This window comes from Leclercia sp. 1548 (genome assembly GCF_050435045.1).
GTDB lineage: Bacteria > Pseudomonadota > Gammaproteobacteria > Enterobacterales > Enterobacteriaceae > Enterobacter > Enterobacter adecarboxylatus.
The window spans coordinates 316,644-339,628 of record NZ_JBNDJP010000006.1 but is presented as its reverse complement, the minus strand read 5'-3'; the positions used below and the strand labels follow the sequence as shown (position 1 = coordinate 339,628).

Sequence of the window (22,985 nt, the reverse complement as noted above, 5' to 3'; positions counted from 1 at the left end):
GACCCCATGCCGAACTCAGAAGTGAAACGCCGTAGCGCCGATGGTAGTGTGGGGTCTCCCCATGCGAGAGTAGGGAACTGCCAGGCATCAAATTACGTAGTGAACCGGGGCAGTAACCCGGTGGTTACAGAAGTATTCGGTGGAGCGGTAGTTCAGTCGGTTAGAATACCTGCCTGTCACGCAGGGGGTCGCGGGTTCGAGTCCCGTCCGTTCCGCCACTTATTAAAAGCCCTGAGCTAACGCTCAGGGCTTTTTTCTTGTCTGTTTTTTAATTATTGCCATAAACGCAAAAATCCTCTGCTTAATACGCTCTTTTTTCAAATAGCCACAGCAGTAATAATCCTCTTTATTAGCAAACATGATGAAAAAAGAGGAATTCAATGGCTATCCCTGCATTTGGTCTCGGCACTTTCCGCCTGAAAGACGACGTTGTAATCGGATCCGTTAAAACTGCTCTCGAACTGGGTTATCGCGCCCTTGATACCGCACAGATCTACGATAACGAAGCCGCTGTCGGTCAGGCCATCGAAGAGAGCGTTGTACCGCGCGACGCACTTTTTATCACCACCAAGATCTGGATTGAAAATCTCAGCAAAGAGAAGTTAATCCCAAGCCTGAAAGAGAGCCTGAAAAAGCTGCGTACTGATTATGTCGATCTCACCTTGATCCACTGGCCATCACCGAACGATGCGGTAGCGGTTGAAGAGTTTATGCAGGCATTACTGGAAGCCAAATCCCAGGGGCTGACGCGCGAAATAGGAATTTCTAACTTCACTATCCCATTGATGGAAAAAGCTATTGCGGCTGTCGGCGCAGAAAATATCGCGACCAACCAGATCGAGCTTTCTCCTTATCTGCAAAACCGTCAGGTGGTGGAATGGGCACAGCAGCATGGCATCCATATTACCTCTTATATGACGCTGGCTTACGGCAAAGCGCTGAAAGACGAAACCATTCTGCGTATCGCTGCTGAACATAATGCCACTGCTGCTCAGGTTATCCTGGCGTGGGCGATGGGAGAGGGTTATGCGGTGATCCCTTCTTCAACCAAACGTGAAAATCTGGCAAGCAACCTGCTGGCTCAGGATCTGACGCTGGATCAGGACGATAAAAAAGCGATCGCAGCACTGGATTGCAACGATCGCCTGGTCAGCCCGGAAGGTCTGGCGCCGAAGTGGGATTGATTTAACCCCCCGCTTCTGTACCCTTAACCCTCTTACAGCTCCTTCGGGAGCTGTTTTACGTGCTCGCTCAGAAAGTCGATAAAGGCCCGAATTCGGGTGCTTACCGCTCTGTCGCTGTAGTAGACCGCACTAAAGGGCATCTCTACCGGCAGACGTTTATCGGCCATCAGCTCGACCAACTCGCCCCGGGCTATCTCTTTATCAATCATATAATCCGAAAGACAGGCAATCCCGTTCCCTTCAAGGCATAACTGCTTGAGCGTCTCGCCACTGTTCGAAGATAAGCCGCTGACCACTTCATGAAGTTGGCCATCATGGCAGGCGAGGGGCCAGGTATTAAGGGATACCGGTTCCGTGAAGCCCAGGCACAGATGCTGCTTAAGCTCCTCAATCGTCTCAGGCTTGCCAAACCGGGCTATATAGGCCGGGGAGGCGATAACTTTGCGATAACTGGTGAACAACGGGCGTGCCCGCAGGCTGGAATCGGTCAGCGTCCCGGCGCGGATCGCCACATCCACTTTGCGCTCAATCAGATTAATGAAGGTTTCAGACGAGACCAGAGACAAAGTCATTTCAGGATAACGTTCGCGGAAAGGTTTAATCAACGGCATCAGGAAATGCAGCACTACAGGCGTGGCGGCGTCAATGCGTAACAGGCCGCGTGGCGTGCTACGCGTTTCCATAATTTCCGTTTCTGCCGCCGCCATCTCCTGCAGAATAGACTGCACGCGCCGAAAATAACGTTCGCCTTCCTCGGTCAGGCTTAGCTGACGGGTCGTCCGGTTAAGCAGGCTAACACCCAGCTTCATCTCCAGCTTTTTGACCGACCGGCTGACGGCGGAGTTCGCCTGACCCAGCTGTTCGGCGGCACGGCTGAAACTACCGCTCTCCACGACGGCGACGAAGATCGCCAGTTCCTCAGAGGTTGCTTTCATTGTTGCTTAATCCGCAAAATTATATTGATACTTTGAGCATTTTTGTTATTTAAACACTGGCGCATACTCCGTGTCATCTTAATCCTGATGAGACGGAGTTTTTTATGCCTCTGGCGCTACTTGCCTTGACGATCAGTGCCTTTGCAATCGGCACTACCGAATTTGTTATTGTAGGTCTGGTTCCTACGATTGCGGACCAGCTTGCTATCTCACTGCCTTCGGCAGGTTTGCTGGTCTCCATCTATGCCCTTGGTGTCGCGATTGGCGCGCCAGTGCTAACCGCATTAACCGGTCGCCTGCCGCGTAAGCAGTTGCTGATGGCCTTAATGGTGTTGTTCACTGCCGGAAACATTCTTGCCTGGCAGGCACCTGATTACACGACACTGATCATTGCCCGCCTGCTGACGGGTCTTGCCCATGGCGTCTTCTTCTCCATCGGCTCAACCATCGCGACGAGTCTGGTACCCAAAGAGAAAGCGGCCTCTGCCATTGCCATCATGTTTGGTGGTTTAACCGTGGCGCTGGTTACCGGTGTGCCGCTGGGAACCTTTATCGGTCAGCATTTTGGCTGGCGTGAAACCTTCCTGGCGGTCTCGCTGCTCGGGGTCATTGCGTTGATCAGCAGCCTGGTACTGATCCCATCGAACATTCCAGGTCGTGCAGCAGCGACGTTGCGTGATCAGCTAAAGGTCCTGACCCATCCACGTCTGCTCATGATCTATGCCATTACGGCGCTGGGTTATGGCGGTGTGTTTACCGCGTTTACCTTCCTGGCGCCAATGATGCAGGATCTGGCTGGCTTCTCTCCGAGTGCAGTCAGTTGGATCCTGTTGGGTTATGGCGTTTCGGTAGCAATCGGCAACATCTGGGGCGGCAAGCTGGCAGATAAACACGGCGCCGTTCCGGCATTGAAAATTATCTTTGCCGCGCTGGTTATCCTGCTGCTGGTCTTCCAGTTCACTGCCTCAATGCAGTATGCCGCACTGGCGACGGTACTGGTGATGGGGATCTTCGCCTTCGGCAACGTACCGGGCTTGCAGGTTTATGTGGTGCAGAAAGCCGAGATGTATACACCCAACGCTGTCGATGTGGCGTCTGGTTTGAACATTGCCGCTTTCAATGTTGGGATTGCGCTCGGGTCTATTATTGGTGGGCAGACCGTCGAACACTTCGGTCTGGCGCAAACTCCGTGGATTGGTGCCGTTATCGTACTTGTCGCATTTTTGTTGATTGGCCTGAGCGGTCGTCTGGATAATCCTGCCCGTGTTGTGCCGGAATAAGCATGGTGTAAGCACTTGCTAACAAAACGAAACAGCGGTTTATCCGTAATTGCGTTGAAAGTGTGAGCTGAAAACCCTATAACATTAGAACCCGCTCCTGTTTCTGGACGGGTTCTGTCTATAGAGGTCGTTTCACATCGTGCGAAAAAATACCTATGCCATGCGTTATGTTGCCGGACAACCTGCGGAGAGAATATTACCGCCGGGTTCGTTTGCGAGCATTGGTCAGGCGTTGCCCGCCGGCGCACCTTTAAGCAGCGATGAAAAAATTCGGGTGCTGGTGTGGAATATCTTTAAACAGCAGCGTGCTGAATGGTTATCCGTCCTGCAGAACTTTGGTAAGGATGCGCATCTCGTTCTGCTGCAGGAGGCGCAAACCACCCCTGAGCTGGTAAGGTTTGCAACCACTAACTACCTCGCCGCCGACCAGGTGCCGGCATTTGTCCTGCCGCAGCATCCGTCAGGCGTGATGACGCTCTCAGCCGCTCACCCGGTTTATTGCTGCCCACTGCGCGAACGTGAGCCGCTCCTGCGCCTGGCAAAATCTGCTCTGGTCACCGTATACCCGCTGCCGGATACTCGCCTGCTGATGGTGGTGAACATTCACGCGGTCAATTTCAGCCTCGGCGTTGACGTCTACAGCAAACAGTTACTGCCTATCGGCGATCAGATCGCGCATCACAGCGGTCCGGTCGTCATGGCCGGTGATTTCAATGCCTGGAGCCGTCCACGTATGAATGCGCTTTATCGCTTTGCGCGTGAGATGTCGCTGCGCGAAGTACGCTTTACCGATGATCAGCGTCGCAAGGCGTTTGGTCGTCCACTCGATTTTGTCTTCTATCGTGGTCTGAACGTGCACGAAGCCTCAGTGCTGGTGACTCGTGCATCCGATCACAATCCGCTACTCGTCGAATTCAGTCCCGGCAAGCCTGAGCGATAGAGGTGCGTCAGGTCTGCCGTGGGGCAGGCCTGCGCAGGTGCTGCCCTTTATTTTTCATCAACCGAAGGACAGCAAAATGACAACACAGTCCCATCATGACAACGTAGAAAAACAGTTTGGCTCCCAGGCGAAAGCCTATCTCACCAGTGCGGTTCACGCATCCGGGCGCGATCTGCAGCGTCTGGCTGAACGTCTGGCCGACTTCCCCGATGCCAGCGTGCTGGATTTAGGCTGCGGTGCGGGTCATGCCAGCTTTGTAGCGGCACAGCAGGTTAGCCATGTAACCGCATACGATTTATCCAGCCAGATGCTGGAGGTCGTCTCTGCGGCCGCCAGTGAGAAGGGGCTGGCGAATATCGCCACCCGTCAGGGTTATGCTGAATCCTTACCCTTTGCCGATCAATCGTTCGATATCGTTATTAGCCGCTACTCGGCGCATCACTGGCATGATGTCGGCCAGGCGTTGCGCGAGGTTAAACGGGTTCTGAAGCCGGGCGGTTTAGTGATCATCATGGATATCATGTCGCCGGGTCATCCTGTACGTGATATCTGGTTGCAGACGGTTGAAGCCCTGCGTGATACCTCGCATGTCCGTAATTATTCCAGCGGTGAGTGGTTATCCATGTTCACTGAAGCAGGGCTGATTACGCGGGCACTGGAAACCGACAGGCTGACGCTGGAGTTCACCTCCTGGATTGCTCGTATGCGCACGCCCGAGGCATTAAGCCAGGCGATCAGGCTGTATCAGGACAGCGCTTCCGCTGAGGTAAAAGCCTATTTTGCATTGCAGGAAGAAGGCTCCTTTACCAGCGATACCCTCTTCGCTGAAGCCCAAAAGGCGGGATAAAACAAAAAAGGCACCGAGGGGAATCGGTGCCTTTTTACTTCAGGTTTCTGAAATCAGGAGTCTGGAGTGGCGTTGTTTTTCACAAATAACGTTATCCGATCGCCAGGCTGCAGATTGTCGGTATCGCTATTCCAGCGCATCACATCTTTGATGTTCACGCCGTGACGCTTCGCAATACTCGAAAGCGAGTCGCCTTTTTGCACACGATAGGTAATGCTATCGTTGTTATTAGCGAGACGCTGTGCGCTGTTACCCGCGCCAATCGTCAGGTTCTGACCCACTTTCAGGGTAGAGCCGCGCAGCTTGTTCCACTGCTGCAGATCTTTCGTGCTCACGCCAAGACGTGATGCAATGCCTGAAAGCGTATCGCCTGTACGTACCTGATAGCTCCGGCTGTTAACCGGTGAATTATCCGCGATCAGCGTAGACTGAACCGCAGCAATTTCACCTGCAGCCAGCGATACCCGTAGCTGTTCAGCGTGCTTCTGCGGCACCAGAACGTATTTCGGCCCGCTGTTACCAAGCGTCGAGCCTTTCACACCTGCGTTGAAGGCTTTCAGTTTGGTGACCGAGATACCTGCCATATCCGCAACCTGTCTCAATTCAACAGGGTTGTTGATACGCACTCTCGCCAGCGCGCGACTTTCGTCCGAAGTCGGCAGCTTCACGCCGTACTGTTGGCTGTTTTTGAAGATTTCACTCAAAGCCAGCATTTTCGGTACGTATAGTTTGGTTTCCCGTGGCAGTGGAAGCGACCAAAAGTCGGTAGGTTTACCCCGTGCTTTATTCGCTTTCATTGCCTTCAGTACACGACCCTCACCGCTGTTATACGCAGCGACAGTCAGCAACCAGTCACCGTCGAACATCTTGTTCAGACGTTGCATCATGTCGAGAGCGGCAGTCGTCGAGGCGACCACATCACGACGTGCATCGTAGTTGCGGGTCTGTTTTAAACCATAATTTCGCCCTGTGCTCGGTATGATCTGCCAAAGACCTGCGGCCTTGGCGCCAGACGTTGCGTGTGGGTCAAAAGCGCTCTCCACTATGGGTAGTAGTACCAGTTCCATGGGCATGTTACGTTTCTTAACTTGCCCTGCTATCCAGTACATATACGGCTCTGCCCGTAAAGTTACATCGTGGAGATAGCTCTTATTGCTTAAATACTTCTGTTTCTGTTCGCGAATCCGGCTGTTTTCCGGAATCCCCATCTTCAGCTCGTCGCCAATAGAGACCCACAAGTCTTGATCCTGTGCGAAAGACGTCCCATCGTCTGCCCATCGCGATTGACTTGTAAACTTCCCTGCTTCCCCTTGACCAGCTGCAGAAAGGCTCTGTGCGTGCTGTTGTACGTTGCCAGTGTTCTGAGACGCCTGGCAACCCACAAGCAGGACAGAGGCGAGTAATATCGCTTTTGCCTTCATGTGTGTGTCAATAGTTGCTTAAAAGACGAGCGATGATAACGACGAATATTTAAAAAGGCAACACGCAATTGTCAGAAGTTATCTTTCTTCGCCCTTAACCATGCGAAACACTGCTCAGGTTGTTGCATATTTGTTTCTTCATTAAATTTACTAATTAAATCAATATCATTTGCTCTGAGAAATAAATTAATTTTACGCTCATTTTTCAGAATTCCGGGCAGTGTTTTTTGATTTTTTGCACGTAACTCATTCACTTTGCGGTAATAATCCTGAATCGCCACATCCTCTGGCAGAAGGTGCATCGCAAACTTCATATTCGCTAAAGTGTACTCATGCGCGCAGCAAATGAGTGTGTCGTCGGGAAGGGCGTTAATTTTCTGGAAGGACTGGTACATCTGGGCTGGCGTACCTTCAAACAGTCTCCCGCAGCCGCCAGAAAACATCGTATCGCCACAAAAAAGATAAGGAAAACTAAAGAACGAGATATGTCCTAAAGTGTGACCCGGAGTGGCAATTACAGAAAACTCCGACTCAAGAATGAGGATCTTTTCTCCATCTTCGACTACGCGTGTGGTGCCCTTATTTTGTGTCTCAGCGGGTCCGTAGACCACAAGATGCGGAAATTTCGCACAGATCGCCGCGACACCGCCCACATGATCGTGGTGGTGGTGCGTGAGCAGGATCGCTTCTGGTTGCCACTGATTTTGCTCGATGGCCTTTAATACCGGCTCAGCCTCACCAGGATCGACAATAATGCAACGACCTTCATCATTGGTTAAAACCCAGATGTAATTGTCCTGAAAAGCAGGAATACTGATAAGATTCATACATTACCTCTCATAGCGTGGCGGGTGTTTTGATGAAACCGGCAAGGATACCTCAGATTGTCTCAGCACCAGCACATTGGGCGGAATTGCCCTGGGGTGAATACTATCGCGAAGCGCTTGAGCAGCAGCTAAAGCCCTGGTTTGCGAAAATGTATGGTTTTCACCTGCTTAAGATTGGCAATCTGAGCGCGGAAATCAACTCTGAAAGCTGCGGGATTTCACATCAGGTCAATGTTTCGCTGGGGGGCGAGCCTGTTCAGGTGAAGGCCAATCCGTTACATCTGCCGTTTGCCGAAAAATCCGTGGATGCCTGCCTGCTGGCGCATTCGCTGCCCTGGTGCGACGATCCCCACCGTTTACTCCGCGAAGCCGACCGGGTTCTGATTGACGATGGCTGGCTGGTGATCAGCGGATTCAACCCGATGAGCCTGATGGGCTTGCGCAAGCTGGTGCCGGTGCTGCGCCGCACCCCGCCGTACAACAGCCGGATGTTCACCCTGATGCGTCAACTGGACTGGCTGTCGCTGCTCAACTTTGAGGTGATGCACCATAGCGGTTTTCAGGTATTACCCTGGACGCGGCAGGGCGGGAAGATGCTCAGCACCCATTTCCCGGCGCTGGGCTGTATGCAGCTGATTGTGGCGCGCAAGCGAACCATCCCCCTGACGCTCAATCCCATGAAGCAAAGTAAAGCGAAAACCCGACTGCGTGCCGCCGTGGGCGCCACGCGGCAATACCGCAAGCCCTAATCAGGCTTCCGGTTTATACCCGACATCATCATGCTGCGGATTCATCGCGGCAGCGCGGGCCAGTTCGTCGCAGCGTTCGTTTTCAGGATGCCCTGCGTGGCCTTTCACCCATTCCCACTGGATTTTATGCTGGCTGAGTGCCGCATCAAGACGCTGCCAGAGATCGACATTCTTCACCGGTTTTTTGTCGGCTGTTTTCCAGCCCCGTTTTTTCCAGTTATGGATCCACTGGGTGATCCCCTGGCGCACATACTGGCTGTCCGTGCTCAGCACAATATCGCAGTGCTCTTTCAGCGCCTCAAGGGCAACAATCGCGGCCATCAACTCCATACGGTTGTTGGTGGTCAGGCGGTAGCCTTCGTTGAAGGTTTTTTCGTGTTCGCGATAACGCAAAATCGCACCGTAGCCCCCCGGGCCTGGGTTGCCGAGGCATGATCCGTCGGTGTAAATCTCTACCTGTTTACGCATCCTGGCAGACATCCTGTAATCAAAACGGTAAGTCTGACATAAATGGTCGTTATCAGCACTGCAAAATAAAGCCGATGCGAATTAGCCTTTGAAGGCCTGACCAGGTTGTTTACAATGTCGCCATTGAACAGAGCAGGTTTTCAGAATGAGTATTGCAGACACACATAACGCCGACAGGATCATTGTCCTCGATACCGAAACCACGGGTATGAACCAGATCGGTGCTCACTATGAAGGGCACAAGATCATCGAGATCGGTGCGGTAGAGGTGATCAACCGCCGTCTTACCGGCAATAACTTCCATGTCTACCTGAAGCCAGACCGGCTGGTGGACCCGGAAGCCTTTGGCGTTCACGGTATCGCAGATGAATTCTTACTGGATAAACCTACCTTTGCCGACGTCGCCGATGAATTCATCGACTACATCAAAGGTGGCGAGCTGGTCATTCATAACGCCTCGTTTGATATCGGCTTTATGGATTATGAATTCAGCAAGCTCAACCGCGGTCTGCCGAAGACCGACACCTTCTGTAAAGTCACCGACAGCCTGGCGATGGCAAGAAGGATGTTCCCCGGCAAACGTAATAGCCTCGATGCGTTGTGCTCGCGCTATGAAATAGATAACAGCAAGCGAACGCTGCACGGGGCATTGCTCGATGCCCAGATCCTGGCCGATGTCTATCTGATTATGACGGGTGGCCAGACAGCTTTGGCCTTTAATGCCGATAACGATTCACAGCAGCAGACCGGGGAGAGCGAAATCCAGCGCCTTGTCCGTCAGTCCAGCGCATTACGCGTTATTCTCGCAAGCGATGAAGAGTTACTGGCGCATGAATCGCGTCTGGATCTGGTACAGAAGAAGGGCGGTAGCTGCCTCTGGCGCGGCTAAATGCGGCGGAGGTGCTGTTAAAATAACCGTTTGGAGTGTTTTTGCAGCAAACGATTCAAAAGCAGAGAAAAAGCATTGACGGGATCGGAGGCAAACCGTAATATCTGCCTCGTTCCCAAGGGAACACAGCGGAGCGGTAGTTCAGTCGGTTAGAATACCTGCCTGTCACGCAGGGGGTCGCGGGTTCGAGTCCCGTCCGTTCCGCCACTATTAAGAAGGCCTGAATCAGCAATGATTCAGGCCTTTGTCATTTTATCACGTAGCTAATTTAGCCAGGCAGCAAACGTTGGTGCCGCCCGGCTGATGTTTAATTAATGCTAAACGGATCCGCATCCTGCCAGGCAGGAAACTTCTCCCGATATTCTCTTAATGCCGTCAGCGACAGCTCTGCGTCAATGCGCGTAGCATGATGGGGATCTGCGGTGGCGATGATCTCGCCCTGCGGATTAATCACCCGGCTGTCGCCGCGATAGTGATGCCCGTTACCGTCGGTACCGACCCGGTTGCAGCCCGCAACATAGGCCTGGTTCTCGATGGCCCTTGCTGTCAGCAGTGCCTGCCAGTGCAGCGAGCGCGGGGCAGGCCAGTTAGCGACATACAGCGCCAGGTCATAATCGTTACGGTTACGCGACCACACCGGGAAGCGCAGGTCGTAACAGACTAAGGGCAGAATGCGCCAGCCGCGCCACTCAAACACCAGCCGTTCGTTACCCGCTTCATAATGCTGGTGCTCATCCGCCATGCGGAACAGGTGGCGCTTATCATAGAAATGCACCTTACCCTCAGGCTCCGCCAGCAGAAAACGGTTAACCGGCCCGCGTTCGGTCTGCAAGGCGGCGCTTCCGGCGATTAGCGCCTGGGTTTGCTGCGCCCTGGCCTGCATCCAGGCGACCACATCCGCCTGTGGCAGAGACTGTTTTGCCGCTTCCATGGCAAACCCGGTGGTGAACATTTCCGGCAGGATAATAATATCGCGTCCGGTGATCCCCTCCAGTTGACGATCAAAATGGCGCAGGTTGGCGGGGCCATCCATCCACACCAGCGGTTGTTGCAAAAGCGTAATCTTCAAACCAGGCACAGTAAGACTCCTCGAAGAACCACATTTTGACACTGTAGCACGACAATCAGAGAAACGGGTGGCAATAAAAAACCCCGCACCAGGCGGGGTTCTTTAGCACTGAAACGGGTTAGGCTGCTTCAGGTTTACGCACACTCTCTGCAAACTTTACCGGCTGTGTCGCCAGCTCATCGGCGTCGAAATCATCGACGTTGATACTGCGCAGACGGCTCTCTTCAGCTTTGATTAGCACGGCTGCTTCATCCTGGGTGATGATGCCGCCCGCCAGCGCCTGTTTCGCCAGTTCATCCAGACGGGTAAATGGCAGGTTTTTGCCCAGCTGTTTGCAGATCTTCTGATGAATCGGATCGGCAGCCATCACATCCAGCAGCGCCTCTTCCAGCAGGCCAACCGGGTTATGCTCGCTTGGCGTCAGATACTGGCCACGGCCGATACGGGAGCGGGTCGCGCTCGGCACCTGCAGTATTTTCGCTACTTTGTGGTCCAGCTTATCGGACGGCGCCAGATAGTGACGACCGGTCGGGAAGATGACCACGCGCAGCGCGCCAGCCACAAAGCGGTTCGGGAAGTTCACCAGCAGATCGTCGATGGCCTGTTCCGCCTGATACAGCGCATCCTGCACGCCCCAGTGAACCAATGGCAGATCCGCTTCGTGACGACCTTCATCGTCGTAGCGTTTCAGTACCGCCGAGGCGAGGAAGATCTGGCTCAGCACATCACCCAGACGCGCAGAAATACGTTCCCGGCGTTTCAGGCTGCCACCCAGTACCGCCATCGATACGTCGGAGAGCAGCGCAAGGTTGGCACTCAGACGGTTCAGATGCTGATAGTAACGACGGGTTGCATCGCCGGTTGGCGTGGCGCTGGTCAGGCCGCGGGTCAGTCCCAGCCAGAAGCTGCGTACTTTGTTGCTGCCGACGTGGCCGATGTGTTTAAACAGCAGTTTATCGAAGGCATCCACGTCGTTGTTCTGTGCGGCTGCCATCTCTTCCAGTACGTATGGATGGCAGCGGATTGCGCCCTGACCGAAGATCATCATGCTGCGGGTCAGAATGTTTGCCCCTTCTACGGTGATGGCAATAGGTGCGCCCTGATAGCCACGCGCCAGGAAGTTGCCTTCGCCCAGCATAATGCCTTTCCCGCCAGCAATATCCATTGCATCGATGATCGACTGCTGCGCACGGTGAGTACAGTGGTACTTCACGATAGCTGACAGCACGGCCGGTTTTTCACCCAGCATAATCCCGTAGGTAATTAATGAAGCCGCCGCATCCATCACGTAGGCATTACCCGCGATACGTGCCAGCGGTTCTTCAATCCCTTCCATCTTACCAATAGAGACTTTGAACTGACGGCGGATGTGAGCGTAAGCGCCAATCCCCATCGCCACGGATTTCAGCCCACCGGTTGAGTTCGACGGCAGCGTAATGCCGCGGCCAACGGACAGACATTCCACCAGCATACGCCAGCCCTGACCGGCCATTTTTGGGCCGCCGATGATGTAATCAATCGGGACAAAGATATCCTGACCGCGGGTCGGACCGTTCTGGAACGGCACGTTCAGCGGGAAGTGACGACGACCAATTTCCACACCCGGGGTAGAGGTTGGGATCAGCGCACAGGTAATGCCCAGATCCTCTTCACCGCCTAACAGCTTGTTCGGGTCGGAGAGTTTAAAGGCCAGGCCCAGCACGGTGGCGATGGGGGCCAGCGTAATGTAGCGTTTGTTCCAGGTCAGGCGCATACCCAGCACCTGCTCACCCTGCCACTCGCCCATACAGACCACGCCGGTGTCCGGGATAGCGCCTGCATCAGAACCCGCTTCCGGGCTGGTCAGTGCGAAGCAAGGGATTTCCAGACCGCGTGCCAGACGCGGCAGATAGTGATCTTTCTGCTCTTCAGTACCGTAATGTTGCAGCAGTTCACCCGGGCCTAATGAGTTAGGCACGCCGACGGTGATCGCCAGGATCCCGGAAACGCCGGACAGTTTTTGCAGAACACGTGCCTGAGCGTAAGCAGAGAACTCCAGCCCGCCGTACTCTTTCTTAATGATCATCGCGAAGAAGCGATGCTCTTTTAAAAATGCCCACAATTCAGGCGGCAGATCGGCCATTTCATGCGTGATCTGGAAGTCATTCGCCATCCGGCAGGCTTCTTCAACCGGGCCATCAATAAATGCCTGCTCTTCCGCAGTAAGGCGCGGCTGCGGATAGTTATGCAGCTTTTTCCAGTCTGGCTTGCCCTGGAACAGGTCGCCTTCCCACCAGGTGGTGCCAGCGTCGATGGCCTCTTTTTCGGTCCGCGACATCGGCGGCATCACCTTACGGAAGCCGCGGAATACCGGAGCGGAAATCATCGACTTACGCATGGAGGCGACGTTGAATGGCACCAGGATGATCGCCAGCGGAACCAGCACCCAAGGGTTCCAGATGCCGGCCAAGCCGAGCGCAGCGGTCCAGGCCAGTAAGATAACGCTGCTCAAAACTAAGCTAACCCGGTGGTAGAACAACACCCCGAGCAGAACAACGGATAAGAGAATACTTAAAATCATCATAACGAAAAGCTCCCTGTCTTGTAGGAGGTCTGACCACTTGTGATGATATGGTTGTAGTGGATGTTATTTCTTTTAGCAATGCATTCACAAAATAATTACAACCTGGTTCACATTGTTCAGGTTTTACGCGCCACAAAAAAGCAAAACGCCCGATGATTGATGCGGCTTTAGCTTCTCGCTTTTACTGCTATCCGGTAAACTTGCTCTGTTATTTCATCAATACTGAAGGATTATCCTCATGTACCAGGATCTTATTCGTAACGAACTGAACGAAGCGGCGGAAACGCTGGCTAACTTTCTGAAAGATGAAGCCAATATTCACGCTATTCAGCGCGCGGCGGTCCTGCTTGCCGACAGCTTCAAAGAGGGCGGTAAAGTGCTCTCCTGCGGCAATGGCGGTTCACATTGTGATGCCATGCACTTTGCCGAAGAGCTGACCGGTCGTTATCGTGAAAACCGTCCGGGCTATCCAGCGATTGCCATCTCTGACGTCAGCCACATCTCCTGCGTCGGCAACGACTTCGGTTACGATCACATCTTTTCCCGCTATGTCGAAGCGGTAGGGCGTGAAGGGGATGTCCTGCTGGGGATCTCTACTTCCGGCAATTCCGGCAACGTGATCAAAGCCATTGAAGCGGCCCGCGAGAAGGGGATGAAAGTCATTACCCTGACCGGCAAAGACGGCGGCAAAATGGCGGGTACGGCGGATATCGAAATTCGTGTGCCTCACTTCGGTTATGCTGATCGTATTCAGGAAATTCACATCAAAGTGATCCACATTCTGATTCAGTTAATCGAAAAAGAGATGGTCAAGTAAGACTTCGCTGGGGGCGTATCGCCCCCGCTGTTGTGGAGGTGATGTATGTGCGAACTGCTCGGGATGAGCGCCAATGTGCCGACCGATATCTGCTTCAGTTTTACCGGGCTGGTGCAGCGCGGTGGAGGAACCGGGCCGCATAAAGACGGCTGGGGTATCACCTTCTACGAAGGAAAAGGCTGTCGCACGTTCAAGGATCCACAACCCAGCTTCAACTCTCCGATTGCCAAACTGGTGCAGGATTATCCGATTAAATCCTGCTCGGTGGTTGCCCATATTCGCCAGGCCAACCGCGGTGAAGTCGCGCTGGAAAACACCCATCCGTTTACCCGCGAGCTGTGGGGACGCAACTGGACTTACGCCCACAACGGCCAGCTGAGCGGCTATAAATCGCTGGAGACCGGCAACTTCCGCCCGGTGGGGGAAACCGACAGTGAAAAGGCCTTCTGCTGGTTGCTGCATAAATTGACTGAGCGCTACCCACGTACCCCCAGCAATATGACCGCCGTGTTTAAATACATTGCGTCACTGGCGTCTGAGTTACGTGAGAAAGGCGTGTTTAATATGCTGTTGTCTGACGGGCGCTACGTGATGGCGTTCTGCTCTACGAATCTTTTCTGGATCACCCGCCGCGCACCTTTTGGCGTGGCAAAGCTTCTGGATCAGGATGTGGAAATTGATTTTCAGACAGAGACCACACCGAACGATGTGGTCACTGTGATTGCAACGCAGCCGCTGACCGGCAACGAAACCTGGCAAAAGATTATGCCAGGCGAGTGGATCTTATTTTGTCTCGGGGAGCGCGTAGTTTGACGCCAGCTGTGGATGGACGACTTCGTGGCTCAGCGGCTTGCTGACCACATAACGTCCATCCACCACCGAAACGGTTGGCGGCTTACGCGTCTGCTGGAAGTAGTCATAACCCGGTTTCAGCTGTTTCCAGAAATCCGCATAGTAAGAGCGTTGATGACGCTGCATGTTAGCGTCGGTCATACGGAACGGATAGATGCTCACCTGGACGGCCGACTGGCCAAACACCAGCGCACCGGTCACAAACTGGAAGATCTCATCGATTCCGCTGTCGGTCATGGCGTAGCAGCCAACAGAGACACAGGCACCGTGGATCATCAGGTATTTACCGTCATAGCCATGCGCACGGTCAAAGGCATTCGGGAAACCGATGTTGATGGCTTTATAGAAGCGGCTGTCTGGTTTTAGCTGGCTACGCTGAACGCTGTAGAACCCCTCCGGGCTTTTAAAATCGCCCTGACGCTGTTTCGGGCCGAGGCCGCCGGAGTAGTTACAGATTTTATAGCTGTCGAGCAGCTGATACGTCTCACCCATCTTCACGTACAGGTCTAACGTGCGCTCTTCTTTAAAGATCTGGATATAGACCGGAGAGCCCATCAACTGCTGCTTGTATTCTTTGCTAACTGGTGTCGTTGAACTGTTGCTGCTGAGCAGCCCGGCAAACGAAACGCAGGGAATAAGAAGCATCGCAATGAACAATGCGATTTTACGCATACTACAGGTTCCTTGATAAAACATAACCAACTTGCCAGGACGGCAAAAGAGACCCGAAATCAGATTTATCTGCATTAGGCGTGCTCACATTAGCACCACTGCATTTTTTCGCAAGCGTCAGCACGTCGGTTTACAAAATAGTTTTCCCTTATAACCTGGATTAACCGCGCTGGCATTGAGAACTTTGCGTAATCGGTCGCATTTTAGCACCTGCCGCTGCGTTATCCCTGCCGCCTGATAGGGGAAAATGGTACACTGCGGCCGTCTTATGACTGAAGGGTAAGAAAGGACGCTTTTTCAGGATCATCCACGGTTCTGCTGCTCATACAGGCGAGTTCTCGCCCCCTTTCTCTATCCTGTGCAACGACTTCTGACTCGTCCGGCATCCTGGCCGGAACGGTTACTCATGGATATCAACTAACACTATGATTAGAATCAGAAAAGGACTTGATTTGCCGATTTCTGGCATTCCTTTACAGCAGATATTGCCTTCTGCAACACCCCGCCATGTGGCGATCATGGGGGACGACTACATTGGTATGCGTCCCACCATGCTGGTGCAGGAGGGCGATAGCGTTACTAAGGGCCAGGCGTTATTCGAGGATAAAAAAAATCCCGGCGTCCTCTTCACCGCACCCGCCAGCGGGACGGTGGTGGCCATTCATCGTGGCGAACGTCGCGTGCTGCAATCGGTGGTGATCCGGCTTGAAGGCGATCGGCAGCGCGAATTTACCCGCTACGATGTCGCCGATCTCCCCTCGCTCACCCGTCAGGCTGTACAAGCGCAACTGCTGGAATCAGGGTTGTGGACGGCGCTGCGTACCCGTCCTTTCAGCAAAACGCCGGTGCCCGGCACTGTGCCGGCCGCTATCTTTGTTACCGCGATGGATACCAACCCGCTTAGCGCTGACCCGCAGCCTCTTATTCTGGCGCAGCGTCAGGCATTCGATGCCGGGCTGACCCTTCTCACGCACCTGACGGACGGCAAAGTGCATGTTTGCCAGGCGAACGGCGGCAAGCTGGGCGGGCATCCTCAAGGAAAGGTAACGTTTAATACCTTCGCCGGGCCGCATCCGGCAGGGTTGCCAGGCACGCACATCCATTTCCTGGAGGCCGTCAGCCTGACCAAACAGGTCTGGCATCTTAACTACCAGGACGTTATCGCCATCGGCAAACTGTTCACCACCGGCGAGCTGTATACCGATCGGGTTATCGCTCTGGGCGGCCCACAAATGCGTAACCCGCGGCTAGTGCGCACCTGTCTGGGCGCAGACATCAATGACCTGCTGGTGGACGAAACCCTGGAGGGCGAAAACCGCCATATTTCGGGGTCTGTGCTGAGCGGCAGGCATGCAGTAGGTGCCCATGCTTATCTTGGGCGTTTTCATTTACAGATAAGCGTGGTGAAAGAGGGACGCGAGAAAGAGCTGTTCGGCTGGGTAATGCCCGGCAAAGAGAAGTTCTCCGTTACCCGCACGACGCTGGGCCACTTCCTGCGCAACAAACTGTTTAACTTCTCTACGGATACCCATGGCGGCGAGCGGGCTATGGTGCCCATCGGTAACTACGAGCGCGTAATGCCGCTCGACATCCTGCCGACCCTGCTGCTGCGCGATCTGCTGGCGGGCGATACCGACAGTGCCCAGGCGCTGGGCTGCCTCGAACTGGATGAAGAAGATCTGGCGCTGTGCACCTACGTTTGCCCCGGTAAATACGAATACGGACCCGTATTGCGCGAGGTGTTAACCCGCATTGAGCAGGAAGGATAACTGATGGGCCTGAAACATCTCATTGAAAAGCTGGAGCCGCATTTCACCCACGGCGGCAAGCTGGAAAAGTATTACCCGCTATTTGAAGCGACCGCGACGCTGCTCTATACGCCAGGCCAGGTCACTAAAGGGGCCGCGCACGTGCGCGACGCCATCGACCTCAAGCGCATGATGATCCTCGTCTGGTTCGCAGTGTTCCCGGCGATGTTCTGGGGTATGTATAACGTTGGTCTGCAAACGATCCCCGCGCTGACGCATCTTTATGATGCCCAGCAGCTGTCGCAGTTTATCGCAGGCGACTGGCACTACCGGGTGGCGCAGATGCTCGGCGTCAGCTTTACCCCGGATGCTGGTTGGATCAGCATGATGACACTGGGAGCGGTCTATTTCCTGCCTATCTACCTGACGGTATTTTTGGTCGGCGGCTTCTGGGAAGTGCTGTTCGCGATTATCCGCAAGCACGAGATCAACGAAGGCTTCTTTGTTACCTCCATTCTGTTTGCCCTGATTGTTCCTCCGACCTTGCCTCTGTGGCTGGCGGCGATGGGTATCAGCTTTGGCGTGGTGATGGCGAAGGAGATCTTCGGTGGCACCGGACGCAACTTCCTTAACCCGGCTCTGGCCGGACGGGCGTTCCTGTTCTTTGCCTACCCGGCGCAGATCTCTGGCGATCTGGTCTGGACGGCAGCGGACGGTTTCTCTGGTGCGACGCCACTGTCGCAGTGGGCCGCCCATGGCGGCGAGTCGTTGATCAACAACGCGACCGGCCAGCCAGTGAGTTGGTTCGATGCCTTTATCGGCACCATTCCTGGCTCGATCGGGGAAGTTTCCACGCTGATGATCCTGATTGGCGGGGCCATCATTCTGTTTGGCCGCGTCGCCTCCTGGCGCATTGTGGCGGGTGTAATGCTCGGCATGATCCTCACTGCCACGCTGTTTAACCTGATCGGCTCAGCCACCAACCCGATGTTCGCCATGCCGTGGTACTGGCATCTGGTACTGGGCGGTTTCGCCTTCGGCATGATGTTTATGGCGACCGACCCGGTTTCGGCCTCGTTCACTAATAAAGGGAAATGGTGGTACGGCGCGCTTATCGGGGTTATGTGTGTCCTGATTCGTGTCGTCAACCCGGCCTACCCGGAAGGAATGATGCTGGCAATCCTGTTCGCCAACCTGTTTGCGCCGCTGTTCGATTACCTGGTGGTGCGTGCCAACATCAAACGGAGGAAGGCGCGTGGCTGAGATGAAAAATAATGACAGCATCGGCAAGACGCTGATGGTGATCATCGTACTGTGTCTGGTCTGTTCCATCGTGGTGGCAGGCTCTGCGGTAGGGCTTAAGCCTCGCCAGCAGGAGCAACGCGCCCTCGACAAGCAGCGTAACATTCTGGCGGTAGCGGGCCTGATGCAGGGCGAAATGAGCGCCGAGGATGTGGCGCAGCTCTTCGCTGAACGCATCACACCGCGTCTGGTCGATCTCAATACCGGCGAGCTGCTGGAGAGCGATCCGGCCAGCTATAACCAGGCGCAGGCGCTGAAAGATCCGCAGCGCAGCACTGAACTGGAAGCCAGCCAGGATCCCGCTGGCATCAAACGTCGCAGCAACACAGCAGAGATCTACCTGGTGCGCGATGAGCAAAAGCGCGTTCAGGAGCTGGTTCTGCCGGTATATGGCAACGGGCTATGGTCGATGATGTACGCCTTCGTCGCTCTCAACACCGATGGCCGCACGATTAAAGGCATCACTTATTACGATCAGGGGGAAACCCCGGGGCTGGGCGGCGAAGTGGAAAATCCGGCCTGGCGAGCGCAGTTTGTGGGCAAAAAAGTGCTGGATGATAACGGCCAACCGGCTTTGAAAGTGATAAAAGGAGGCGCGCGTTCGGGTGATGAGTACGCCGTTGATGGCCTTTCCGGCGCCACGCTGACCTCAAATGGCGTTCAGCACAGCTTTGATTTCTGGATGGGTGAGCTGGGTTTTGGACCCTTTCTTAAAAAGGTACGTGAAGGAGAGCTGAACAATGGCTGATGCGGGCGAACTGAAAGAAGTTAAACGGGTTCTTATCGGGCCGCTCATCGCCAATAACCCGATCACCCTGCAGGTGCTGGGCGTCTGTTCGGCGCTGGCGGTGACCACCAAACTGGAAACCGCCGTGGTGATGACCCTGGCGGTAACCCTGGTGACGGCGTTTTCCAGCATGTTCATCTCGATGATCCGCCACCACATCCCCAACAGCGTGCGCATCATCGTGCAGATGGCGATTATCGCCTCGCTGGTGATCGTGGTGGATCAGTTGCTGCGGGCGTTTGCCTACGAAACTTCAAAGCAGCTGTCGGTGTTTGTCGGCCTGATTATCACCAACTGCATCGTAATGGGACGCGCAGAAGCCTATGCCATGAAGATGCCGCCGCTGGCGAGCTTTATGGATGGGATCGGCAACGGTCTCGGCTATGGCGTGATCCTGCTGACGGTCGGTTTCCTGCGTGAGCTGATCGGTAGCGGCAAGCTGTTTGGCATCACCGTACTGGATACCGTGCAAAACGGCGGCTGGTATCTGCCTAACGGTCTGTTCCTGCTGGCCCCCAGCGCGTTCTTCATTATCGGTTTGCTGATCTGGGCGGTGAGAACCTGGCGCCCTGAGCAGCAGGAAAAGGAGTAACCGACAATGGCTCATTACCTGAGTTTGTTTGTGCGGGCGGTGTTTGTTGAAAACATGGCGCTCGCGTTTTTCCTCGGCATGTGTACGTTCCTTGCCGTGTCTAAAAAGGTATCGACCGCCTTCGGGCTGGGCGTTGCCGTCACGGTGGTGTTAGGGCTGTCGGTTCCGATTAACAACCTGGTCTTTAACCTGGTGCTGCGCGACGGTGCGCTGGTGGAGGGGGTTGATTTGAGCTTCCTCAACTTCATCACCTTCATTGGCGTCATTGCGGCGCTGGTGCAGATCCTGGAGATGATCCTTGATAAATACTTCCCGTCACTCTACACGGCGCTGGGGATCTTCCTGCCGTTGATCGCCGTGAACTGCGCCATCTTCGGCGGCGTGTCGTTTATGGTACAGCGTGATTACAACTTTACCGAGTCGGTGGTGTACGGCTTCGGCTCTGGTATCGGCTGGATGCTTGCCATCGTGACGATGGCGGGTCTGCGCGAAAAAATGAAGTATGCCAACGTGCCGGCCGGGTTGCGCGGCTTAGGGATCACCTTTATCACCACCGGGCTGATGGCGCTGGGCTTTATGTCCTTCTCCGGTGTGCAGCTGTAAGGGCAAAATAGATGGAAATTATACTTGGCGTAGTGATGTTCACGTTGATCGTGCTGGTGCTCTCAGGGCTAATTCTGGTGGCGCGGTCAAAGCTGGTGAACTCCGGCGATGTGATCATCGAGATTAACGATGAGGCGGATAAGCAGATCCGCACCCCTGCAGGTGACAAGCTGCTGAACACGCTTTCCGGCAATGGCATTTTTATCTCTTCTGCCTGCGGCGGCGGCGGTTCCTGCGGGCAATGCCGGGTCACGGTCAAAGAGGGCGGCGGGGATATTCTACCGACCGAGCTGTCACACATTAGCAAGCGTGAGGCGAAAGAGGGCTGTCGTCTGGCCTGTCAGGTGGCGGTGCGCCAGGACATGAAGATTGAACTGCCGGAGGAGATCTTCGGCGTGAAAAAGTGGCAGTGTGAAGTTATCTCCAACGATAACAAAGCCACCTTCATTAAAGAGCTGAAGCTGCGCGTTCCCGATGGCGAAGATGTGCCGTTCCGTGCGGGCGGCTACATTCAGATTGAATGCCCGGCGCATACTGTCGCGTACAAAGACTTTGACGTTCCTGACGAGTACCGCGGTGACTGGGATAAATTCAACCTGTTCCGCTTTGTCTCTGAGGTCAAAGAGCCGACGCTGCGCGCCTACTCCATGGCCAACTACCCGGAAGAGAAGGGCATCATCATGCTCAACGTGCGTATCGCCACGCCGCCGCCGGGCGTACCGGATGCGCCGCCGGGGATCATGTCGTCTTATATCTGGTCGCTGAAAGCGGGTGATAAGGTCACCATCTCCGGTCCGTTTGGTGAGTTCTTTGCCAAAGAGACCGACGCCGAAATGGTCTTTATCGGCGGGGGCGCCGGGATGGCGCCGATGCGCTCGCACATTTTTGATCAGCTTAAGCGCCTGGGCAGTCAGCGTAAGATCAGCTTCTGGTATGGCGCCCGTTCGCTGCGTGAAATGTTCTATCAGGAGGAGTTCGAACAGCTGGCGCGCGACAACCCGAACTTCAGCTTCCACATTGCGCTCTCCGATCCGCTGCCGGAAGACAACTGGACCGGTTATACCGGGTTCATTCATAACGTGCTGTATGAAAACTATCTCAAACAGCATGCCGCCCCGGAAGACTGCGAGTTCTACATGTGCGGGCCGCCGATGATGAACGCCGCCGTCATCAAAATGTTGCAGGATCTCGGTGTAGAGGATGAGAACATCATGCTGGATGATTTTGGAGGCTAATGATGGTGACCTTCTTGCTGACCTTTGCGATGTTTGTGCTGGTGGTGTTTGGCATGTCGCTCGGCTGGTTGATTAAGCGCAAAAGCATTCAGGGCAGCTGCGGCGGCATCTCCTCGCTGGGGATGGAAAAAGTCTGCGATTGCCCGGAGCCGTGCGACGCGCGTAAAAAGCGTATTGCACGAGAAGCGCAACGCCAGCAGAACCGGATCCTCTGAATAATACAGGCCGCGACAGCGGCCTGCTTTTTTACTTAAGCCAGGCGCTGGCCTGCGCGGGCGAATCCACCATCACGCCGTCAGCCCCCAATGCTTGTGCTTTCTGGTAATCCTCTGCGGAGTTAACACCGAGCAGGATCACATGGGCATTTCCCTGAGAACGGAAACAGTCCATCGCCTCCTTATCCCACGTCAGGGTTGCCGGGGAGATACCATCCCCCAGCGTGAATTTCTCCACCACCTCTACCTTGCGATTCAGTTCCAGCCCGTACCAGTACGCATCCATTTTCTTTGCCGGCGTCTGGCAAACGTGGTTCAGTGAGATATTCGCCAGCCGGGTGCGTGTTTCACTGCGGGTGACAAAGCGCGGCACTTCCGCAGGCAGCGCATCCAGATAGCGATCCTCTGTGGAATATACGCGAACACGCGTCAGGCCGTTGGTCTCTTTCAGCACGCTAAGAAGCTGTTTACCCATCTCAGCCGGATCGGCGTCGGGAGATTTAATATCGATGTAAAACGGGGTGTCAGGCCAGCGTTCAAGCACCGCTTTCAGGGTTGGAATTGTGCTCCCGGCGACCTTTTCTTTCCATTTAGCCCCGGCATCAACTGTCGCCAGCTCCGCTTGGGTGTACTGCGAGATCTTTCCCTTTGCTGTGGTTAATGCGCTGAGATCGCTGGGACGATAAAGCACCGGCACACCGTCACGGCTGAGCTGCACGGTGACCCAGATAGCCTGAGCGCGGTTTTCCAGCGCCAGCTGGATCGCCGGAAGGGTATTCTCCGGCGCGTCGGCGGTTCCTCCACGGTGAGCAATCATTTGTGGGCTGGCCCAGGCGGAGGTGGTGAGCACAAGTGAGGCGATAATTATTTTTTTCATGAATAATTTTCCATTTTAAATCATGTAATTCAATGAGTTGTAAATGCTTGATGGCGTATTCTTGTACCACGCTTTAATGACAGGAGTGAGACGGTAAATCTGCTGACGCATTT

Annotated in this window: 22 protein-coding genes, 2 tRNA genes, 1 rRNA gene and 1 pseudogene; 18 read left to right on the top strand and 8 right to left on the bottom strand. The window is 54.5% G+C overall.

Annotated features, from left to right (window positions below; genetic code table 11):
• From rrf to dkgB, 3 genes are all read left to right on the top strand, one after another.
• A 5S ribosomal RNA gene (gene rrf, locus ABIE02_RS17705) occupies positions 1 to 86 on the top strand; the annotation flags it as partial.
• 55 nt (positions 87 to 141) lie between these two features.
• Positions 142 to 218: transfer RNA gene (locus ABIE02_RS17700), tRNA-Asp, on the top strand.
• A gap of 162 nt (positions 219 to 380) precedes the next feature.
• Positions 381 to 1,184 carry a 2,5-didehydrogluconate reductase DkgB gene (gene dkgB / locus ABIE02_RS17695; RefSeq protein ID WP_032616658.1) on the top strand — a complete coding sequence of 268 codons (804 nt, stop codon included), beginning with the start codon at positions 381 to 383 and terminating at the stop codon, positions 1,182 to 1,184.
• Positions 1,185 to 1,214: 30 nt separating this feature from the next.
• On the opposite strand, the pseudogene yafC reads toward dkgB, so the two are convergent.
• A pseudogene (gene yafC, locus ABIE02_RS17690) lies at positions 1,215 to 2,119 on the bottom strand (DNA-binding transcriptional regulator YafC); the annotation flags it as partial.
• Between the two features lie 104 nt (positions 2,120 to 2,223).
• On the opposite strand from yafC, the gene ABIE02_RS17685 reads away from it, so the two are divergent.
• The 3 genes from ABIE02_RS17685 to ABIE02_RS17675 all read left to right on the top strand — a co-directional run bounded on the left by ABIE02_RS17685 (position 2,224) and on the right by ABIE02_RS17675 (position 5,186).
• A complete protein-coding gene (locus ABIE02_RS17685; protein WP_191153124.1) occupies positions 2,224 to 3,399 on the top strand; it encodes an MFS transporter in 1,176 nt (391 codons plus the stop codon).
• Between the two features lie 139 nt (positions 3,400 to 3,538).
• Complete coding sequence (locus ABIE02_RS17680; protein WP_032616661.1) at positions 3,539 to 4,339, top strand: endonuclease/exonuclease/phosphatase family protein; 801 nt, start codon at positions 3,539 to 3,541, stop codon at positions 4,337 to 4,339.
• Between the two features lie 76 nt (positions 4,340 to 4,415).
• Entirely contained in the window at positions 4,416 to 5,186 is a 771-nt protein-coding gene (locus ABIE02_RS17675) for a class I SAM-dependent methyltransferase (protein ID WP_117386000.1), read from the top strand.
• 53 nt (positions 5,187 to 5,239) lie between these two features.
• On the opposite strand, the gene mltD is transcribed toward ABIE02_RS17675, so the two are convergent.
• Together mltD and gloB are read right to left on the bottom strand one after the other, a co-directional pair.
• Positions 5,240 to 6,607 carry a murein transglycosylase D gene (gene mltD, locus ABIE02_RS17670; RefSeq protein ID WP_059308685.1) on the bottom strand — a complete coding sequence of 456 codons (1,368 nt, stop codon included), beginning with the start codon at positions 6,605 to 6,607 and terminating at the stop codon, positions 5,240 to 5,242.
• A gap of 71 nt (positions 6,608 to 6,678) precedes the next feature.
• Entirely contained in the window at positions 6,679 to 7,434 is a 756-nt protein-coding gene (gene gloB, locus ABIE02_RS17665) for a hydroxyacylglutathione hydrolase (protein WP_130589261.1), read from the bottom strand.
• Between the two features lie 32 nt (positions 7,435 to 7,466).
• Between gloB and ABIE02_RS17660 the strand changes: the two genes are divergently transcribed.
• Complete coding sequence (locus tag ABIE02_RS17660; protein WP_059309144.1) at positions 7,467 to 8,183, top strand: class I SAM-dependent methyltransferase; 717 nt, start codon at positions 7,467 to 7,469, stop codon at positions 8,181 to 8,183.
• Here the strand turns inward: ABIE02_RS17660 and rnhA are convergent, their stop codons facing one another.
• Entirely contained in the window at positions 8,184 to 8,651 is a 468-nt protein-coding gene (gene rnhA, locus ABIE02_RS17655) for a ribonuclease HI (protein WP_032616665.1), read from the bottom strand.
• Between the two features lie 145 nt (positions 8,652 to 8,796).
• On the opposite strand from rnhA, the gene dnaQ reads away from it, so the two are divergent.
• Together dnaQ and ABIE02_RS17645 are read left to right on the top strand one after the other, a co-directional pair.
• Positions 8,797 to 9,540 (top strand): DNA polymerase III subunit epsilon, encoded by a 744-nt coding sequence (dnaQ, locus tag ABIE02_RS17650; protein WP_032616666.1) that lies wholly within the window; start codon positions 8,797 to 8,799, stop codon positions 9,538 to 9,540.
• A gap of 130 nt (positions 9,541 to 9,670) precedes the next feature.
• Positions 9,671 to 9,747: transfer RNA gene (locus ABIE02_RS17645), tRNA-Asp, on the top strand.
• Between the two features lie 100 nt (positions 9,748 to 9,847).
• On the opposite strand, the gene ABIE02_RS17640 is transcribed toward ABIE02_RS17645, so the two are convergent.
• Together ABIE02_RS17640 and fadE are read right to left on the bottom strand one after the other, a co-directional pair.
• A complete protein-coding gene (locus ABIE02_RS17640; RefSeq protein ID WP_336994871.1) occupies positions 9,848 to 10,618 on the bottom strand; it encodes an amidohydrolase in 771 nt (256 codons plus the stop codon).
• Positions 10,619 to 10,727: 109 nt separating this feature from the next.
• Entirely contained in the window at positions 10,728 to 13,172 is a 2,445-nt protein-coding gene (fadE, locus tag ABIE02_RS17635) for an acyl-CoA dehydrogenase FadE (protein ID WP_336994870.1), read from the bottom strand.
• A 238-nt stretch (positions 13,173 to 13,410) separates the two neighbouring features.
• Here fadE and lpcA point away from each other — a divergent pair, with 238 nt between their 5' ends.
• Both lpcA and ABIE02_RS17625 read left to right on the top strand, forming a co-directional pair.
• Positions 13,411 to 13,989: a D-sedoheptulose 7-phosphate isomerase gene (gene lpcA / locus ABIE02_RS17630; RefSeq protein ID WP_059308682.1), complete on the top strand. Its 579-nt coding sequence runs from the start codon at positions 13,411 to 13,413 to the stop codon at positions 13,987 to 13,989.
• Positions 13,990 to 14,034: 45 nt separating this feature from the next.
• Entirely contained in the window at positions 14,035 to 14,802 is a 768-nt protein-coding gene (locus ABIE02_RS17625; RefSeq protein ID WP_032616670.1) for a class II glutamine amidotransferase, read from the top strand.
• Here the strand turns inward: ABIE02_RS17625 and dpaA are convergent.
• Complete coding sequence (gene dpaA / locus ABIE02_RS17620; RefSeq protein WP_032616671.1) at positions 14,773 to 15,513, bottom strand: peptidoglycan meso-diaminopimelic acid protein amidase; 741 nt, start codon at positions 15,511 to 15,513, stop codon at positions 14,773 to 14,775. The two genes, ABIE02_RS17625 and dpaA, sit on opposite strands and share 30 nt — an antisense overlap.
• A gap of 425 nt (positions 15,514 to 15,938) precedes the next feature.
• On the opposite strand from dpaA, the gene ABIE02_RS17615 reads away from it, so the two are divergent.
• From ABIE02_RS17615 to nqrM, 7 genes are read left to right on the top strand one after another with little or no spacing between them, the layout of a single operon-like run.
• The gene (locus tag ABIE02_RS17615; RefSeq protein ID WP_059308681.1) at positions 15,939 to 17,282 is read left to right on the top strand and encodes a Na(+)-translocating NADH-quinone reductase subunit A; all 1,344 of its coding nucleotides are present in this window, start codon (positions 15,939 to 15,941) and stop codon (positions 17,280 to 17,282) included.
• Positions 17,283 to 17,285: 3 nt separating this feature from the next.
• A complete protein-coding gene (locus tag ABIE02_RS17610; protein ID WP_336994869.1) occupies positions 17,286 to 18,524 on the top strand; it encodes an NADH:ubiquinone reductase (Na(+)-transporting) subunit B in 1,239 nt (412 codons plus the stop codon).
• Positions 18,517 to 19,311, top strand: coding sequence for a Na(+)-translocating NADH-quinone reductase subunit C (locus tag ABIE02_RS17605; protein WP_032616677.1), 795 nt, complete (start codon positions 18,517 to 18,519; stop codon positions 19,309 to 19,311). The genes ABIE02_RS17610 and ABIE02_RS17605 overlap by 8 nt, the downstream gene beginning before the upstream one ends.
• A complete protein-coding gene (locus ABIE02_RS17600) occupies positions 19,304 to 19,942 on the top strand; it encodes an NADH:ubiquinone reductase (Na(+)-transporting) subunit D (protein WP_032616678.1) in 639 nt (212 codons plus the stop codon). Before ABIE02_RS17605 ends, ABIE02_RS17600 begins: the two co-directional genes overlap by 8 nt.
• 6 nt (positions 19,943 to 19,948) lie before the next feature.
• Complete coding sequence (gene nqrE / locus ABIE02_RS17595) at positions 19,949 to 20,545, top strand: NADH:ubiquinone reductase (Na(+)-transporting) subunit E (protein WP_032616680.1); 597 nt, start codon at positions 19,949 to 19,951, stop codon at positions 20,543 to 20,545.
• Positions 20,546 to 20,556: 11 nt separating this feature from the next.
• Positions 20,557 to 21,780 carry an NADH:ubiquinone reductase (Na(+)-transporting) subunit F gene (gene nqrF, locus ABIE02_RS17590; RefSeq protein ID WP_032616681.1) on the top strand — a complete coding sequence of 408 codons (1,224 nt, stop codon included), beginning with the start codon at positions 20,557 to 20,559 and terminating at the stop codon, positions 21,778 to 21,780.
• Positions 21,780 to 21,995 carry a (Na+)-NQR maturation NqrM gene (gene nqrM / locus ABIE02_RS17585; protein WP_032616682.1) on the top strand — a complete coding sequence of 72 codons (216 nt, stop codon included), beginning with the start codon at positions 21,780 to 21,782 and terminating at the stop codon, positions 21,993 to 21,995. The genes nqrF and nqrM overlap by 1 nt, the downstream gene beginning before the upstream one ends.
• Positions 21,996 to 22,026: 31 nt before the next feature.
• Here nqrM and ABIE02_RS17580 read toward each other — a convergent pair whose 3' ends face one another.
• Positions 22,027 to 22,872 carry a glycerophosphodiester phosphodiesterase family protein gene (locus tag ABIE02_RS17580; RefSeq protein WP_032616683.1) on the bottom strand — a complete coding sequence of 282 codons (846 nt, stop codon included), beginning with the start codon at positions 22,870 to 22,872 and terminating at the stop codon, positions 22,027 to 22,029.
• Positions 22,873 to 22,985: the final 113 nt, after the last annotated feature.